At 42.7% G+C, this 15944-nt stretch carries 10 protein-coding genes; all 10 read right to left on the bottom strand.

The annotated features are described in order from the left end of the window. Positions 1–10: 10 nt before the first annotated feature. Positions 11–1792 (bottom strand): DNA primase, encoded by a 1782-nt coding sequence (gene dnaG, locus DV740_RS05475; protein ID WP_118087574.1) that lies wholly within the window; start codon positions 1790–1792, stop codon positions 11–13. 3 nt (positions 1793–1795) lie between these two features. Further along, positions 1796–2803, bottom strand: coding sequence for a deoxyguanosinetriphosphate triphosphohydrolase (locus tag DV740_RS05480; RefSeq protein WP_022244023.1), 1008 nt, complete (start codon positions 2801–2803; stop codon positions 1796–1798). A 159-nt stretch (positions 2804–2962) separates the two neighbouring features. Continuing rightward, positions 2963–4141: an aldo/keto reductase gene (locus DV740_RS05485; protein ID WP_118057217.1), complete on the bottom strand. Its 1179-nt coding sequence runs from the start codon at positions 4139–4141 to the stop codon at positions 2963–2965. A 544-nt stretch (positions 4142–4685) separates the two neighbouring features. Beyond that, positions 4686–6824, bottom strand: a complete 2139-nt coding sequence (locus tag DV740_RS05490) for a beta-propeller domain-containing protein (protein ID WP_118087575.1) — start codon at positions 6822–6824, stop codon at positions 4686–4688. A 64-nt stretch (positions 6825–6888) separates the two neighbouring features. Next, the gene (locus DV740_RS05495) at positions 6889–7398 is read right to left on the bottom strand and encodes an RNA polymerase sigma factor (protein ID WP_118087576.1); all 510 of its coding nucleotides are present in this window, start codon (positions 7396–7398) and stop codon (positions 6889–6891) included. A 352-nt stretch (positions 7399–7750) separates the two neighbouring features. Then, complete coding sequence (locus tag DV740_RS05500; protein ID WP_117698065.1) at positions 7751–9346, bottom strand: potassium/proton antiporter; 1596 nt, start codon at positions 9344–9346, stop codon at positions 7751–7753. 78 nt (positions 9347–9424) lie between these two features. After that, on the bottom strand, positions 9425–10168 hold the full coding sequence (locus DV740_RS05505) for a DUF6062 family protein (RefSeq protein WP_118087577.1): 744 nt from the start codon (positions 10166–10168) through the stop codon (positions 9425–9427). A 91-nt stretch (positions 10169–10259) separates the two neighbouring features. After that, positions 10260–11594 (bottom strand): methyl-accepting chemotaxis protein, encoded by a 1335-nt coding sequence (locus DV740_RS05510; protein ID WP_118087578.1) that lies wholly within the window; start codon positions 11592–11594, stop codon positions 10260–10262. Between the two features lie 52 nt (positions 11595–11646). Beyond that, a complete protein-coding gene (locus tag DV740_RS05515) occupies positions 11647–12954 on the bottom strand; it encodes an alpha-amylase family glycosyl hydrolase (protein ID WP_118087579.1) in 1308 nt (435 codons plus the stop codon). Positions 12955–13300: 346 nt separating this feature from the next. Further along, positions 13301–15934: a heavy metal translocating P-type ATPase gene (locus tag DV740_RS05520; RefSeq protein WP_118087580.1), complete on the bottom strand. Its 2634-nt coding sequence runs from the start codon at positions 15932–15934 to the stop codon at positions 13301–13303. Between the last annotated feature and the right edge of the window lie 10 nt (positions 15935–15944).

Consider the following 15944-nt stretch of genomic DNA (forward strand, 5'->3'; position numbering starts at 1 on the left):
TATTTTGTCCTCAATCTATAGAAATATGCATTTTCTCCATATTCTGCAAGGTTCTCTTATCTGCCACAATCTGTTGCGTGCCCTGTATATCCATAGGTTCTAAGTGCGCCGAACGATAGGAGATGCTGTTATCCTTCACCCGCAGAATCGTCTCTTTTAACGCCTTATCCCGCTCTGCAGCAGAATCTACTTCGTGGATTCTCGCATGGAAGAGCTCTGCTACTTCCCGCTGTTCCTCTTCTTCTGCAAATAAACTGATAATCTGTGCCGGATTGACAGTACCCGACTTCTTCTGCTCATAGAGAAGCTCTGCTACCTTACGGAAAATGTCTTCCGTAAAATCCTCCGGTGTAATGATATCTTTGATTTTATCGTACAGATTATCATATTCTATGAGCCAGGTCAAAAGCAATTTCTGGGACTGCTTCATGCCGTCCTCTTTCTTATGCTTCTTCTCATTCAGCCCACTCTTAAGCGGTGTCCGCTCTTTTACAAGTCCTCCCTGGGTGCCCAGCTGGTTTACCAGATTCCGGAGTGCTTCAAAGCTCATATGATATTTATCCGCCACGGCTTCCATATAATTGTTCCGCTCCAGTTCCGTGGTAAAATCAAGTAGTTTCTTTGCCACTTCTGTCTGGAATGCGGTCTTTCCTTCCGGGTCCTTCATATCATATTTCTGCTCTAAAATCCTGATTTCAAACATAAAGCTGTTTTCTGCCGCATCAATCCGCTTCTGATATTCTTCCGCTCCAAGTGCCTTGATGAATTCATCCGGGTCTTTGTACGGCTTCATGTTGATGACTTTGGCAGTCAGCCCTACTTCTTTTAAAATCGGGATTGCACGAAGTGCCGCCTTAATTCCGGCGCCATCGCTGTCGAAGGTAAGATAAACCTCCTTCGTATATCGCTTCAGCAGACTGGCATGTCCACTGGTAAACGCGGTTCCTAAGGATGCCACTGCATTGTCAAAGCCTGCCTGATGCAGCGCAATCACATCCATATAGCCTTCACATAAGAGCATCTGCGGTTTCTTGGTCTGTCTTGCAAAATTCAATGCATACAGATTCCGGCTCTTATCAAAGACTTTGGTCTCCGGCGAATTCAGATACTTCGGTTCGCCGTCTCCCATGACTCGTCCACCAAATCCGATTACTTTATTATGCACATCCATAATCGGAAACATGGCACGATTCCAGAATTTATCATGTCCACCCCGGACTTCGTCAATGGACACAAGACCGGATTCCTTTAAGATTGCATCATCATATCCAAGCTTTCTTAAATAGCGGTACAAATCATCACTGTATTTATCCGAATAGCCAAGCCCAAACTTCTGCATGGTGGCATCCGATAATTCTCTCTTTTTAAAATATTCATACGCCTGTTTTCCGTGTCCACTCCTCAGCAGCATATAATAATATTTGCCAGCTGCCTTGTTAATCTCTAACAGAATCTGGCGTTTGTCTGCTTCTTTCTTTGCCTGGGCACTCATTTCCTGCTTCGGCAGTTCGATTCCGGCACGCTCTGCCAATGCCTCCATCGCTTCCGGGAATGAAAAGTTCTCATACTGCATCAGAAAAGTAAATACATTTCCGCCTGCTCCGCATCCAAAGCAGTAATACATCTGCTTATTCGGTGATACGGAAAAAGAACCTGTCTTTTCATTATGGAAGGGGCACAGTCCAAAATACGTGCTGCCTTTTTTTGTCAACCGTACATATCCGGAAATCACATCTACAATATCATTTCTGGAACGTACTTCTTCTATTAATTCATCTGAATAATATGCCATTCCTTAATTCACCTGCCAAGCCTTCGGTACAAAATATTCTGAGAATTTGGCAATTGCATACTGATCGGTCATTCCTGCGATATAATCACATACTACCCGTTCTTCCTCTTCGCCTTCCGCGATCATATCGGTATACTGTGCCGGCATCGTCATCGGATGTTCCATATAATATGTAAACAGTTTGCTGAGTAATCCTTCTGCCTTTGTCTCTTCTCCTTTGGCAATGGAATTGGTATATACGCTTACAAACATGAACTTCCGTAAATCCTGCATTGCCTGGAAAATTTCATCGGACATAATGATATCCGGCTTATCCATGCTGTTGGTAATAATATCATGAATCAGTGTATCCAGCCGGTCTGCCGAATTCTTTCCCAATACCTTCCGTATCTCAATTGGAATATCTTCTTCCACCATTATCTTTCCACGCACCGCATCATCGATATCATGATGAATATAGGCGATTTTATCGGAGAAACGGACGATTTTGCCTTCCAGTGTATGCGGCATCGTACTGGTCTGATGATTTAAAATGCCATCCCGCACTTCCCAGGTCAGATTCAGTCCCTGTCCGCCTTTTTCCAATTTTTCTACGATACGTACGCTCTGTTTATTATGTTTAAAACCACCGGAGCAAAGTTCATTTAACACCCGCTCTCCGGCATGACCAAATGGCGTATGTCCCAAATCATGCCCTAATGCAATGGCTTCCACCAGATCTTCATTCAGCCGCAGTGCCTTTGCAATGGTTCTGGCATTCTGTGATACCTCTAAGGTATGCGACATACGGGTACGATAATGGTCACCCTTCGGTGTTAAGAACACCTGCGTCTTATTCTTCAGACGGCGGAATGCCTTACAGTGGAGAATACGGTCTCTGTCTCTCTGGTATACGGGACGTATATCACAAGGTGCCTCCGGATAATCCCGTCCTTTGGAATTCTCGCTTAATGCTGCATAAGGGCTTAACATCTCATGCTCCATGCGCTCCATCCGTTCCCGAATTGTCATATCCTTATCTTCTCCCTTCCTGTCACATCACCATTTCATGATGTAAATGCACTGCCATCATCTTTACCATTATGAGGACGTCATTCGACCTCTGCTATTATAATTCTGTGTCCACCTTCAAATTTCCTTTATTTTTTACAAAATTTCATAATATTTTTTCTAATACTTTCCAATGCGCTTCGAAATCGCCCTTGCTACCTTATAAACCGGATTCTCCATCTTCTTTGCCACCTGTTTTAATTCCTGTCGGATGGCAATGGACTGCGGGCAGTGTTTCTCACATTTTCCGCACTGACGGCATTTTGAAGCATTGGTCGGATTTGTCTTTAAAGTGGTACACATAATATATGCCTTCATACCGGAATAAAAGCTGTCGGTATAGCGTGTATTATATGCTGCAAAACAGGTCGGAATATCTACTCCATGAGGGCATGGCATACAGTAGCCGCAGCCGGTACATGGCACTTTCATATGCTGGTTAATTGACTTCTTCACTTTTTCAAAAATTTCCAGTTCTTCTTCTGTCAGTGCATTTGCTGTGGCATCTGATGCTATCCGCACATTTTCTTCTACCTGTGCAATATCATTCATTCCGGAAAGTACCACAGTTACTTCCGGATGATTCCATATCCAGCGGAGTCCCCATTCTGCCGGGGAACGATGTGGTTCTGCGGATGCAAATATGGCTCTGGCATCCTTTGGCAGTGCGTTGACCAGTCTGCCTCCCCGCAGCGGTTCCATGATAATCACCGGAATTCCCTTTGCTGCTGCATATTTTAAGCCTTCTGTTCCTGCCTGGGTATGCTCATCCATATAGTTATACTGTATCTGGCAGAAATCCCAGTCATAAGCATCTATAATCTTCTTAAACTGATTTGCTCCTCCATGGAAAGAAAAACCGATATTTCCAATCTGTCCTGATTGTTTCTTCTCTGCAATCCAGTCCTGTATACCAAGTTCTGTAAGACGCTCCCATGCTGCAATATCATTTAACATATGCATCAGATAATATTCCACATGATCCGTCTGAAGGCGTTCTAACTGCTCCTTAAAATACCGTTCCATATCCCCTTCTGCTTTTATGTAATAATGCGGCAGTTTGGTCGCAATCTTCACTTTATCCCGATAGCCTTTTGCCAAAAATTTTCCCAGACAGGCTTCACTTCCACCGTAAGTATATGCGGTATCAAAATAATTGACCCCGGCTTCCACTGCTGCTGCCATCTCCCGCTCTGCCTTTTCCTGGTCGATTGTGGTTCCCTTCTTTGAATAACGCAGGCAGCCGTAGCCTAAGATGGACAGCTGGTCTTTGTTTCCCGGATTTTCTCTATATTGCATGTTTATTCTCCCTTGCACTTGTTGTTATGGCTGCTGTGAAATGCTTAATGATAAATATACGCATTCATCCTAAGACGCAAATATTTGCTTTATACTACAGAATGTTGTAATTCTAATGACGCGTGTGTGTCTTTGTTTATGAGCGTCTGTCTTCCCAATGTTTGACAAGATACTGCCTTCTGTTCGCCTGTAGGCGAATACATTTGTGCAGACTGTTAGGGGCTCTTAGAATTTTGGCAAAACCCGGCAACGCTGGTACAAGGATGTACCAGCGAGGTGCAGAGGAACATGGATGTGACTTTGCACCGTTTGCCATATATAAAATAGCTTTTTCAAAATTCTTAGAGCCCCTTGCAGCTGGAGCAGTATTCGCTACAGGCGTACAAAAGGCGTATCCAGTCAAAGCAGCGGTAAGACATCCTTATTATCATTTCTCCAGTTCGCAGTTACCGATTCTGCATAAGTTGCCGGGTGATGATATTTTCATACCACCACCCGGCACATATACTGTCATTATAAAGCTATCGGGAAAGTTTTGCAAGAATCACTCCCGCTCCTTTAACATTTTAAATCCATCGGTCATGTCATAGGATGTAATGTTATCATTAATCCAGAGGTAAAATACATTGCCACTATACATTCCACGGACATTCTCGTAATTTGCTCCGTTAATACCCGGAATTTCTGCCTGTTTCTTAAAGGCTCCGTTTTCATAGGAATATATCTGATAGGTCTGTTTTATTCCGCTGCCGCTATAATCCTCACAAACCAGACCGATTAAATTCTTATCCTTTGAAATGATGACACACTTATAATCATATAATGCTTCGCTATAATCTACATCCTTTAATACCAGCTTTGCCTCTTCGGTTACTTCTCCCGGATTTTCTATATTAAACATGGAAATCTTAATGTTTTCTATATTTCCGGTCTTCTCATCAGATTCGTAGCCGATTCCCAGTAAGTGTGTATCATCCCAGAAATGCAGATATTCGGAGAAGCCGGTCACCTTGAGTTCGCCGATAATTTCCGGTTTTGCCGGGTCTGATAAATCCACGGTAAACAGCGGGTCGGTATTCCGGTAGGTTACAAAGTAACCAGTGTTTCCCATAAAACGGGCAGCATAGATTTCTTCTCCCGGTGCAATGCCCGTCAACTGTCCGGTTAATTTCAAGTTCTCATCCAGAATATAAAGTGCATTCACCTCATCCTCTGTACTATAATCGGTGGTCAATACCCTGAGATATCCATCACTGGCATTGATTGCAAAGGTATCTCTGACATAACCCCTTACTGCCGTTGCCGCCACACCACTGATTCTGCCCTCATCCAGTGCAAATTTTGCAATATTGGTAATCATTGCTCCATCATAATCTTCCTCATATAAATACAGGGCATCTTTGCTGATATAAGTCTGGGCATATCCAGAGATTACAAGCTTACTGTCCAGCACTTTATCCGGCTTATTTACATCCAGTGAAGAAACCAGTATACCACTTTCTCCTGATGACTCCGGCAGATAAATTTCACCGGCGGCAACCTTCTCTCCATTTACCTTCGGAATCACTGAGGTATATTCCTTTTCTACATATCCCACCACATCGGATGTCATATGATACTGTGTAAAAAGATAGACTACATCTCCGATTTTCCGGGAAGTATTATAATAACCATCCTGGATTAATCTTCCTTCAAATTCCGGATTCCTGCGGTCTACGATACTGTATACCTGAATCTGTGTGGTGCTTTTTCCATTCATTTTATAGCAGAATGCACTGTCTTCAGAAGCATCTGATACAGCAATTTCTTCATCTGAGCTTTCTTTATCTGAGTTTTCCTTATCAGAGCCAGCTTTGCTGCTTTCGCCCAAGGATGTCTCATAACCCTGCACAACCAGAATCAGCTGGTCTCCATCCACATAAATTTCCATCACCCGGTCTGCTGCGCCACAGTCTTTCGGGAGAAATCGTGTTACTTCTTCTAATTTTCCATCCCGGATATCCGTTATAACAATGTATTTATCCTCTACCGTATAAATGTAACTGCCATCAATTTTAGCAATATCACTCTCGTCTACACCTTCCATCTGCAGATTTGTCGTAGAATAATCTTTTCCGCCTTCCTTGCTGCTCTCCGGCAAATCGGCATCGGCACTTCCGTACTTAGCTTCATCACTGTAGTAATATTCGTCACTGCCGGAATTCATTGCTCCCAATGCAGTTTCGCTTGTCTCCGCACTTGTTTCCAGATCTTCTATCCAATTCTGCTGATACCCCTTAAGAAGGGTCTGATATACCTCCTTATAATCCGATGCAGGATGATACATTGTTCCAAGAGCTGCCACATCCACATACCCTGTTTCATCTGCTTCTCCCACAGTCTGCTGCGTATCTGTCATTGCTACGGAATCCGTCTGCCCTGTACCGGAATTCTTATCGAAACGGGTCACTGTTATATAAACTCCGCTGCATACTACCAGTGCCAGCACTGCCACCATACTTCCAAGTCTGCGCCATGGAATTATTTTCTTCGATTTTTTCGGTTCCAAGTGCTGATTTTCCTGCTGCTGTTTTGCTTTCTGTTCCTGTAATTGTTTTTCTATCTGTTCCGGTTTCAGAGTCTCTGGTATCTCTATCTCTTCCGCCGCTTTTCTTAACTGGGTTAAAATCTCCTGTTCATTCATACCGGCACCTCCATCTCATCTGAATTTCTGTTGTTTTTCAGACTTTTTGCATATCTTCCGTTTCTCACTTCCAATATTTCTCCACCATTTTCTTTATTCCCCGGCTCTCTTTTGAGCGGACGGTATTTTCGTTAAGGTCTAACAGTTTTCCGATTTCCTTGCTGCTATACCCACAGAATAAATGCATGGCGATAATCATTCGTTCCTCGGAAGGCAGCTCAAAGAACAGGCTCCGGACTGCTGCATGCTCATCCATTCCGGATTTTCCCAGATGCTCTAAAAGCTCCGGTGTCAGCTCTTCCGGACGGGTCGCATACTCTTTTAATTTACGTTTGCACTTATTACTTAAAATACGGAATATCCACGCCCGGAACGCTTCTGTCTTTCGAAGCTCCCCGATTTGTGCAAATGCATCTGTCACGGTATCGCTGACCACATCCTGTGCATCCTGCGGATGCTTCAGCACATATAACGCAAAGCGATACAAGTCCTGATAAACGCTTTCATATAATTGTGCAAATGCACCAGTATCCCCACTTTGTGCCCTGCGCACCAGCTGCAGTTCCTGCTCCATATGCTCACCCTATACCTTCCTATGTCCTTTCCTTTGACCGGTCTCATATATATAGTGTCGCTGAATTCCATTCTGTTGCATATATTTTTAAATTTTTAAAAATAGCAGTACTCTTCACCGAATACAGATGCTGTCTAAGTGCTGTAAAGGGCACTAAGAATTTCGAAAAATCATTTTTATATCCGGCAACCGGTGCAAAGTCACATCCATGTTCCTATGCACCTTGCCGGCACATCCTTGTGCCGGCATTGCCTAATATCTAACGAAATTCCAAGTGCCCTTAACAGCCCTTAAAATGCATCTGCACTTCGGCGAACACTCCTGCTATTCTTCAAAATTCAAAAAAACATATTTATAACTGGCTGATTACCAGCACATCATTTTCACGAATCACAGTATTTCCGTTCGGTATCACAACCTTCTCATTCCGCTTTAGAACAAGAACCAGCTTCTCTTCTCCCAGTTTTATTCTGGATAATGGCTTTCCAATCCACTTGCTGTCTTTTTCGATTGGGATTTCTGTCAGACAGATGCCAAGATTTTCTTCCGGAGATAAAGCACTTAAGACAATCTTGTCTCCGGCAAGCACTACCGTGTTGCCATTTGGAATGATACGCTCCTCGCCTCTTAGAATCAGCACCAGTAATAAATCCGGCAGGGAAGTAAGGTCTTTTATCTTGCGGTTCTCCCATGGATGTCCCGCCTTGATGCTGATTTTAACAAACTCCACCGGCATTTCATCGGAGTAGTCACTGAAGGTCTTCATGACGTTGCCATTTTCGTCTATCATGTCAAGCTTCTTTGCCACCAGTCCAAGCAGTGTACCCTGAATACTGATAGAGAACAGGACAATGAAAATAACTATGTGGAACAAATCATTTTTCGTATATGCCGGGCTTACTGTTGCCATAATTGCAAATACTATGGATGCCGCTCCACGAAGCCCCGCCCAGGACACCAGAAGCTGCTGCTTTACCGGGCAGCGGAATGGCATCAAGATAGCAAATACAGAAACCGGTCTTGCCACAAATGTTAAAAATACCGCAATTGCCAGTGCAATCGGCAGTATCTTCGGCAGCTGGGATGGATATGCCAGCAGACCAAGCAGGAAGAAAATCAGCATCTGCATCAATCCGGTGATTCCATCAAAGAAATGCACCAGTGATTTTTTGTGATGAAGTGGAGTGTTGCCAAGGATAATTCCGGCAATGTATGCTGCCAGATAACCATTTCCATTTATCATGGATGCTCCGGCGTAGGATACCAGTGCCATACTGAATACAAATATCGTATCAAATCCATCCGTTGCAAAATTCACTTTTTTTAAAATGAATGCTGCTGCCAGTGCCACAACTACCCCCACTAATATGCCAAAAATAATCTGCGAGAATATCATGACAACCAGCGAAGAACCACTTAATTCTCCGCTCATTATTGTTAATATAATTACGGTCAGCATATAAGAACATGGGTCATTACTACCACTTTCCACCTCCAACATGGATGCAGTATTGTTCTTAAGATTCAGCCGTCTGGAACGAAGGATTGAAAAGACCGATGCCGCATCCGTAGAACTGATTACAGAGCCAATCAGCATACTTTCCCAGAAATCCATTTTCAATATAAAATGACAGAATGCTCCGGTTGTTACCGCGGTCAGTATAACACCCACTGTTGATAATAATACTGCTTTACCAGCCACCGGCTTTGCCTGTTTCCAGTTGGTTCCAAATCCACCGTAAAACATGATAAAGATTAAGGACACCGTACAAATCTGTTCGGCAATCGTAAAATTATCAAAAGGAATCTTTAAAATTCCATCTGTTCCAAACATCATGCCAAGAAGAATATATGCCAACAGCATTGGAATTCCCAGTTTGTTGGACATTTTATTCAATGACAGGCACAATAAAATCACTGCTGCTACCAGTAAAATATAACTTGTCATAAATACCTCTCTTTCCTGTTTTTATTTACCTGTTGCTCTTACGTCTTCTTCTATCCCCTTTTCTTTTATTACCTCTACCTATTCCTTCTTTTCTTCTGCCTCCATGATACTTCCTGCCTTTACCAGTCCTCTCTGCAGTGCATCCCTTGCATTCTTCCAAGGCTGCTCCTTATAACGGTAATCATTCTTACAGATGAACCATTCTAAATCATCCCGCACCCTCTCATATCCGTTAATAAAAGTCTCATTTAAAGTCATCAGAAATTCATTCAGGTATTTCTTATCCATATATTCCGGGGCACCGGAAAACAGAACTTTATAATGATTTACACAAAAGCCTTTGGATGCTGCAAACTGTTTGCGGAAGTCTTCTTCTTTTTCATATAAATAGTAAATGGTATTGATATAATTTGTAAAGCTGTGATTAATGTAATCACACACAAAACACTTTTTCTCTTTTTCTTCCACAAAGGTAATCACCGGATGGACTGGCTGGCTCTTTTTCCTGAAAAGTACGGCCGCCTGAGGCAGTGGTGCTTTCATTGCTTTTTTTAACTCCTTAGCTGTCTTATCCATATGGGTCTTTAACATCATGGCAAGTCCTAATTTATTCGGATATTCATATAACATTTCCAAATGTTTCTGACAGAAGCCCTGTTCATCGCTCTGCTCCCGGATATCTCCCTCCATGTAACTTGCACCCGGTCCAATGGTATAATTGATAGCATTTTCTTCTAATTTCTGATACATTCTGCAGATCGGACATTCGCTTTCCTCTGCAAATGCATCCTGTATTGGTATCGTATAAATCTCTGTTTTCATTTTAATCTCCTTAAAGATACACAAAAGGGTATTCCATACGCACTCCTTCGGCCTGTGGAATACCCTTCTCTTTGCAATTGTATACCGTTTATTACATCATGTTTTTCTCTACTTCTTCTTTCATGGAAGAAACGTTAAACTTACGGATATTTTCATCCAGTTCTGCTACTACAGAAGTAATTCTGGCAGTTGCATTCTTACATTCTTCTACCAAAGCTTCAAACTCGTTCATTGCCTCAGATGTATCTCTGGCACTTGTTGTATTTGTCTCTGCTACTGCAGCAAGCGAATCCATTTTCTCTTCAATGGCACTCTTATGTTCATTCAAGCCACCGACTTCTGAATTGATTCCCTGAATAGAAGTGCTGACACTTTCAATTTCATGATTCAAGGCAGTAAAGATTGTCTCTGTCTCACGAATCTTTGTATTCTGCTGTTCAAATGCTTCTGATACTTTTCCGGTAATCTCTACACTGACATTAGAATTATCAATCAGTTCATTAACAATTTTATTAATCTGCTCTGAAGACTCTCTGGACTGGTCTGCCAAGGTACGGATTTCTTCTGCAACTACGGCAAATCCTTTTCCCTGTTCTCCTGCCCGTGCAGCTTCAATACTTGCATTTAAAGCAAGCAGATTTGTCTGGCTTGCAATTCCTGCAATAATCTCTGTTGCAGTACGAATCTGTAAGGCAGACTGATTGGTTCTGTCTGTCTGGCTCTGCACTTCATCAATAGACTGCCTGTTCTGTCTGCTGATTTCCACCAGCTGCTGCATAATCACCTCTGCTGATTCATTGCAGTCTTTCATTTTTAATGCACTGTCTGAAAGAAGTGTAATATTGCTGGCAATTACTTCAATAGCATTGCCGATTTCTGCTACTTTCTGCTGTACATGCTGTGTTTTCTCTGCCTGTGAAACGGTATTATCTGTAATGGAAGCAACTTCACCGCTCACCTGATCCAACGCTTCATTCATAGTGTCAAAGGACTGGCTGAATGTCGTAGACAGTTCGCTTAATTCCCTGCTGGCTCTACGGATTCCGGTCACAATCTGTGCAAAACTTCTTACCATATCATTGGCAGAGCCTAATAATTTGCTGATTTCATCATTTTTTTCATTGTGTTTTGGTTCTTCTAACTGAAGGCTTCCATCCGCAATCTTATCCATACTGCCAATTACAGCTTTCAGTTTTCCAGCAATTGCTACTGCAAGCCACAGGGAACCTGCCACAAATACCGCTAAAACCACAATTAAAATAATCGTTCCCACACCTGCATTTAATGCTGTATTCTGTACCAGATGCATTATGATAATTCCGGCAAGTCCAACCAGAAGAATCGGAAGTGAAATTACTGCAATTAATCCAAGCGCCAGTTTCTTTCCTATATTATTTTTTTTTGAAGATTTACGTTTCTCTGCCATTACTGCTCTTCCTCCTTATAGCTCTTATCTCTTATTCTTATGCATTGTCTTTTTATCCGGTTATCTTTAAATAAGCTGCGGAAAATGCCGGCATATCGAGACCACCCTGAAATACCGCTTTTTCTCCGGTCAGCAGGTCAACTGCTTCTGCTGCTCCTGCATCAAAGGATGCATGGAAGGGATTCTCTTCCAGATTGATCGCTACAAGAATCCGCTCACCATCAAAGCTTCTCTCAAATACAATCTGCCGGTTTGTTAAGAATACCTTGCGGTAGCTGCCATAGCAAAGTGTTTTTTCCGATTTATGAACCTTCGCCAGTCTGGAAATATAATCGGTAAGTTCATTCCATTCCGGTGCTTCAAAAGACGGACGGAGTGCTTCATCCCCACCATTTTCTTTCTTTCCTTCTGCAGCCCATTCACTTCCATAGTAGACACATGGGATGCCAGGAATTGCAAACAGCATTGCATATACCAGTGGAAGATGTTCTTTTTCCTTTAAAGTGCTTGCCAGACGGTTCACATCATGATTATCCAGGAAATTCAAAAGATGCCTGCCCTGATACATTCCGCAGAAATGCTGCTCCAGGGTATAATTGATTTCAAAGAGGTTGCGGTCATTAAAGCTGGACCACATTCCCTTATATGCCTGATAATTTGTTACACTATGCAACATATTCTGTTCATCCAAAAGACGGTTATAATCACCATGAATCATCTCGCCCAGGAGATAAAAATCATCCTTTTTCGAATCTACGAACTGACGTAATCTTCTTACAAAATCCATATCCAGACTGTACGCAACATCCAGACGCAGTCCGTCAATATCAAATTCTTTTATCCATCCTTCTACTGCTGAAAAGATATGCCGGATTACTTCTTCATTCCGCAAATTCAGTTTTACCAGCTCATTATGTCCTTCCCAGCCTTCATAGGAAAGTCCGTCGTTATAATTATTATTCCAGCCAAAATTCACATTTGTGAACCAGTCCTTATATGGAGAATTCTCTCTGTTTTTCAGTAAATCCTGAAATGCAAAGAAGCCTCTTCCCACATGGTTAAACACTCCGTCCAACACTACTTTGATATTGTTGTCATGTAATTTTCCACATACTTCTTTAAAGTCCTCATTGGTTCCAAGTCTTACATCTAACTTTGTATAATCCCTGGTATCATAACCGTGACGGTCTGATTCAAAAACCGGACAGAAATATATTGCATCCACTCCAAGCTTTACCATATGCGGAATCCAGTCTTCCACTTTCTTTATCCGATGAGCCAGAACACCATCATTTTCTGTTGGTGCCCCGCAAAATCCCAATGTTGAAATCTGATAAAATACACTGTCATATGACCACATAAAAACTGTTCCTCCTGTCTGTCCATCATGTGCTGTGGTTTTTCCGCTACTCGCAGAATAAAGAATGTGCCTTGGCACATTCTCGCGCCTGCGGCGGTCGCTTGCGACATCTACCTTATACGCCGCAGTGCGCATCCTCGCGGAGCGTTTTTTACTTTACAGGAAAGCAATTTCCTGTAAAGTAAAAGAGGACGGTTCCTTTTGCGGGAACCGTCCTCCTAACTTCTTCCCTCTGCCTTCGCCCATGTTGTTTCAATTACACTTATTATAACATAATTTTATAGCATAAGGGAATTTTTTTCTTGCATTTTTCCTAATTTTTTTTGATTTTTATAACGTTATTTTGTTATTTTTCAACACCGGTAAGCTGATATCCTGCTTTTTCAATCACTTCTGCAAATGCTGCATCCGGAATCTCTTTGTCCATGGTTACTTCAGCACTCTTTGTCTCAAGGTTGACAGCTGCCTTTACTCCTTCCATGGCATTTAATGCTTCTTCCACATGTTTCTTACAGTGTTCACACATCATTCCTTCAATTTTAAGTGTTTCTTTCATTTTATTATCCTCCTTATCATTTTCATTATTATCTGTCACTTTTTCTGCTGACTGTTCTATCTGACTTCCTGCTGCTTTTTCCACTATCTGTTCTGCCACATTTCCTGCTGTCTGCTCTAATCGCTGCGGTTTAAAAAGCTTTAACCGGAGAGCATTGCATACTACACAGACGCTGCTTAAGCTCATTGCTGCTGCACCGAACATCGGATTTAATTTAATATGAAATGCCGGGTATAAAGCGCCTGCTGCCAGTGGAATTCCAATGCTGTTATAGAAGAATGCCCAGAACAGGTTCTCCTTGATATTGCGGATAACCGCTTTACTTAACCGGATGGCTGTTACGGCATCCATCAGATCATTCCGCATCAGTACCGCATCTGCACTTTCGATTGCCACATCTGTTCCTGCTCCAATGGCAATTCCTACATCGGCTCTTGCCAGTGCCGGTGCATCATTGATTCCGTCTCCAATCATGGCAACCTTATGTCCCTGCTGCTGCAGTTTGGCAATATGCCGTTCCTTATCCTCCGGCAATACTTCTGCAATTACTTTTGGAATTCCAAGCTTCTTACGAATGGCTTCGGCGGTACGTTTATGATCTCCGGTCAGCATTACTACCTCAATGTGCATCTTACGGAATGCTTCAATGGCATAGCGGCTGGTTTTCTTTTCCACATCTGCTGCTGCAATGATACCCAGAAGGCTGTTATTTTTCGCAAAGATTAATGGAGTCTTTCCTTCTTCTGCCAGCTTGTCCAGAGTATCTCCAAGGTCATCCAATGACACTCCCTTTTCTTTCATAAAGGCTTCGTTTCCCGCATAATAAGATGCATTTTCGTCTTCTGCCTCAATTCCTCTGCCCAGAATTGTCTTAAAATTTTTCATGGCAAGGGGCATAATCTCCTGCTCTTTCGCATACTGCAGAATTGCCTGTGCCAGCGGATGCCCGCTTCCCTGCTCAATGCCTGCTGCAATTGCCACAAATTCTTTTTCGTTTAATTCTGTGGTTCCAACACTCACATCTGTAACTCTTGGCTTACCTTCTGTTATGGTTCCGGTCTTATCCATAACTACGGTGTCGATACTGTGTGCCGTTTCCAGCGCTTCGCCGGACTTAATCAGGATTCCGTTTTCTGCACCTTTTCCGGTTCCTACCATAATAGCTACCGGTGTCGCAAGTCCAAGGGCACACGGACAGGAAATAACCAGCACTGCAATTCCAATAGAAAGTGCAAATTCAAAGGTTGCCCCACTGATGAGCCAGATGATTGCAGCAATCACGGCAATTGTAATAACCACCGGCACAAATACTCCTGCAATCTTATCTGCCATCTTGGCAATCGGTGCTTTACTGGAGCCAGCTTCTTCCACCAGATGAATAATCTGGCTGATGGTGGTATCTTCCCCGACCTTGGATGCACGGATTTTCAAGAAACCATTCTGGTTAATCGTTGCGGAAATTGCAGTATCTCCCACTTCCTTATATACCGGAATGCTCTCCCCTGTAATGGCAGATTCATCGAGGCTTGACTGTCCCTCTTCAATCACTCCGTCCACCGGAACGGTTTCACCGGGACGAACCAGCACCAAATCACCTTTTACCAGTTCCTCTGCCGGAACCGTAACTTCTTTGCCATCTCTTAAGACCTTTGCCTGCTTCGGAGCCAAGTCCATCAGCTTCTCAATAGCTTCACTGGTCTTTCCTTTGGAACGGCTCTCTAAATATTTTCCAACAGTAATCAAAGTCAGAATCATTCCTGCAGACTCAAAATAAATATCCATGCTGTACCGGCTTACCAGTGCAATATCCTGATGTCCCAGGCCATAACCAATCCGGAAAATGGCAAATACACCATAGATAACGGAAGCCGATGCCCCAAGTGCAATCAGCGAATCCATATTCGGGCTTCTGTGTACAAAAAGATTCTTAAATCCTACAATAAAATATTTCCGGTTCAGATACATAATCGGAAGCAGCAATAAAAACTGGGAAAAAGAAAATGCCAGTGCATTCTCATCTCCGTGAAATGCAGCCTTGATAAATCCCGGTACCGGAATTCCAAACCATTCATAAAGCATATGGTGCATGGAAATATACATCATCGGAATCAGAAAAATAACAGACCAGATCAGACGGATTTTCATCTCATGAATTTCCTGCTCTGCCTTATTTATCTTTTTCCCTTTGCCGGTACGTTTCTCATTTCCGGCATTTGCCAGTGCAGCACCATAACCTGCCTTCTCTACTTCTGATACAATGATATCTTCATTGACCTTATTCTCGTCATAGGACACCTGCATACTGTTGGTCAGCAGATTTACGGATACATTTTCCACTCCGTCAATCTTTGACACACACTTTTCCACACGGGAAGAGCATGCAGAACACGTCATACCTGTGACTTCATAACGTTCCTGTTTCACACTTTTGTCC

The sequence above is a fragment of the Roseburia sp. AF02-12 genome, from assembly GCF_003461765.1.
Taxonomy (GTDB): domain Bacteria; phylum Bacillota; class Clostridia; order Lachnospirales; family Lachnospiraceae; genus Roseburia_C; species Roseburia_C amylophila.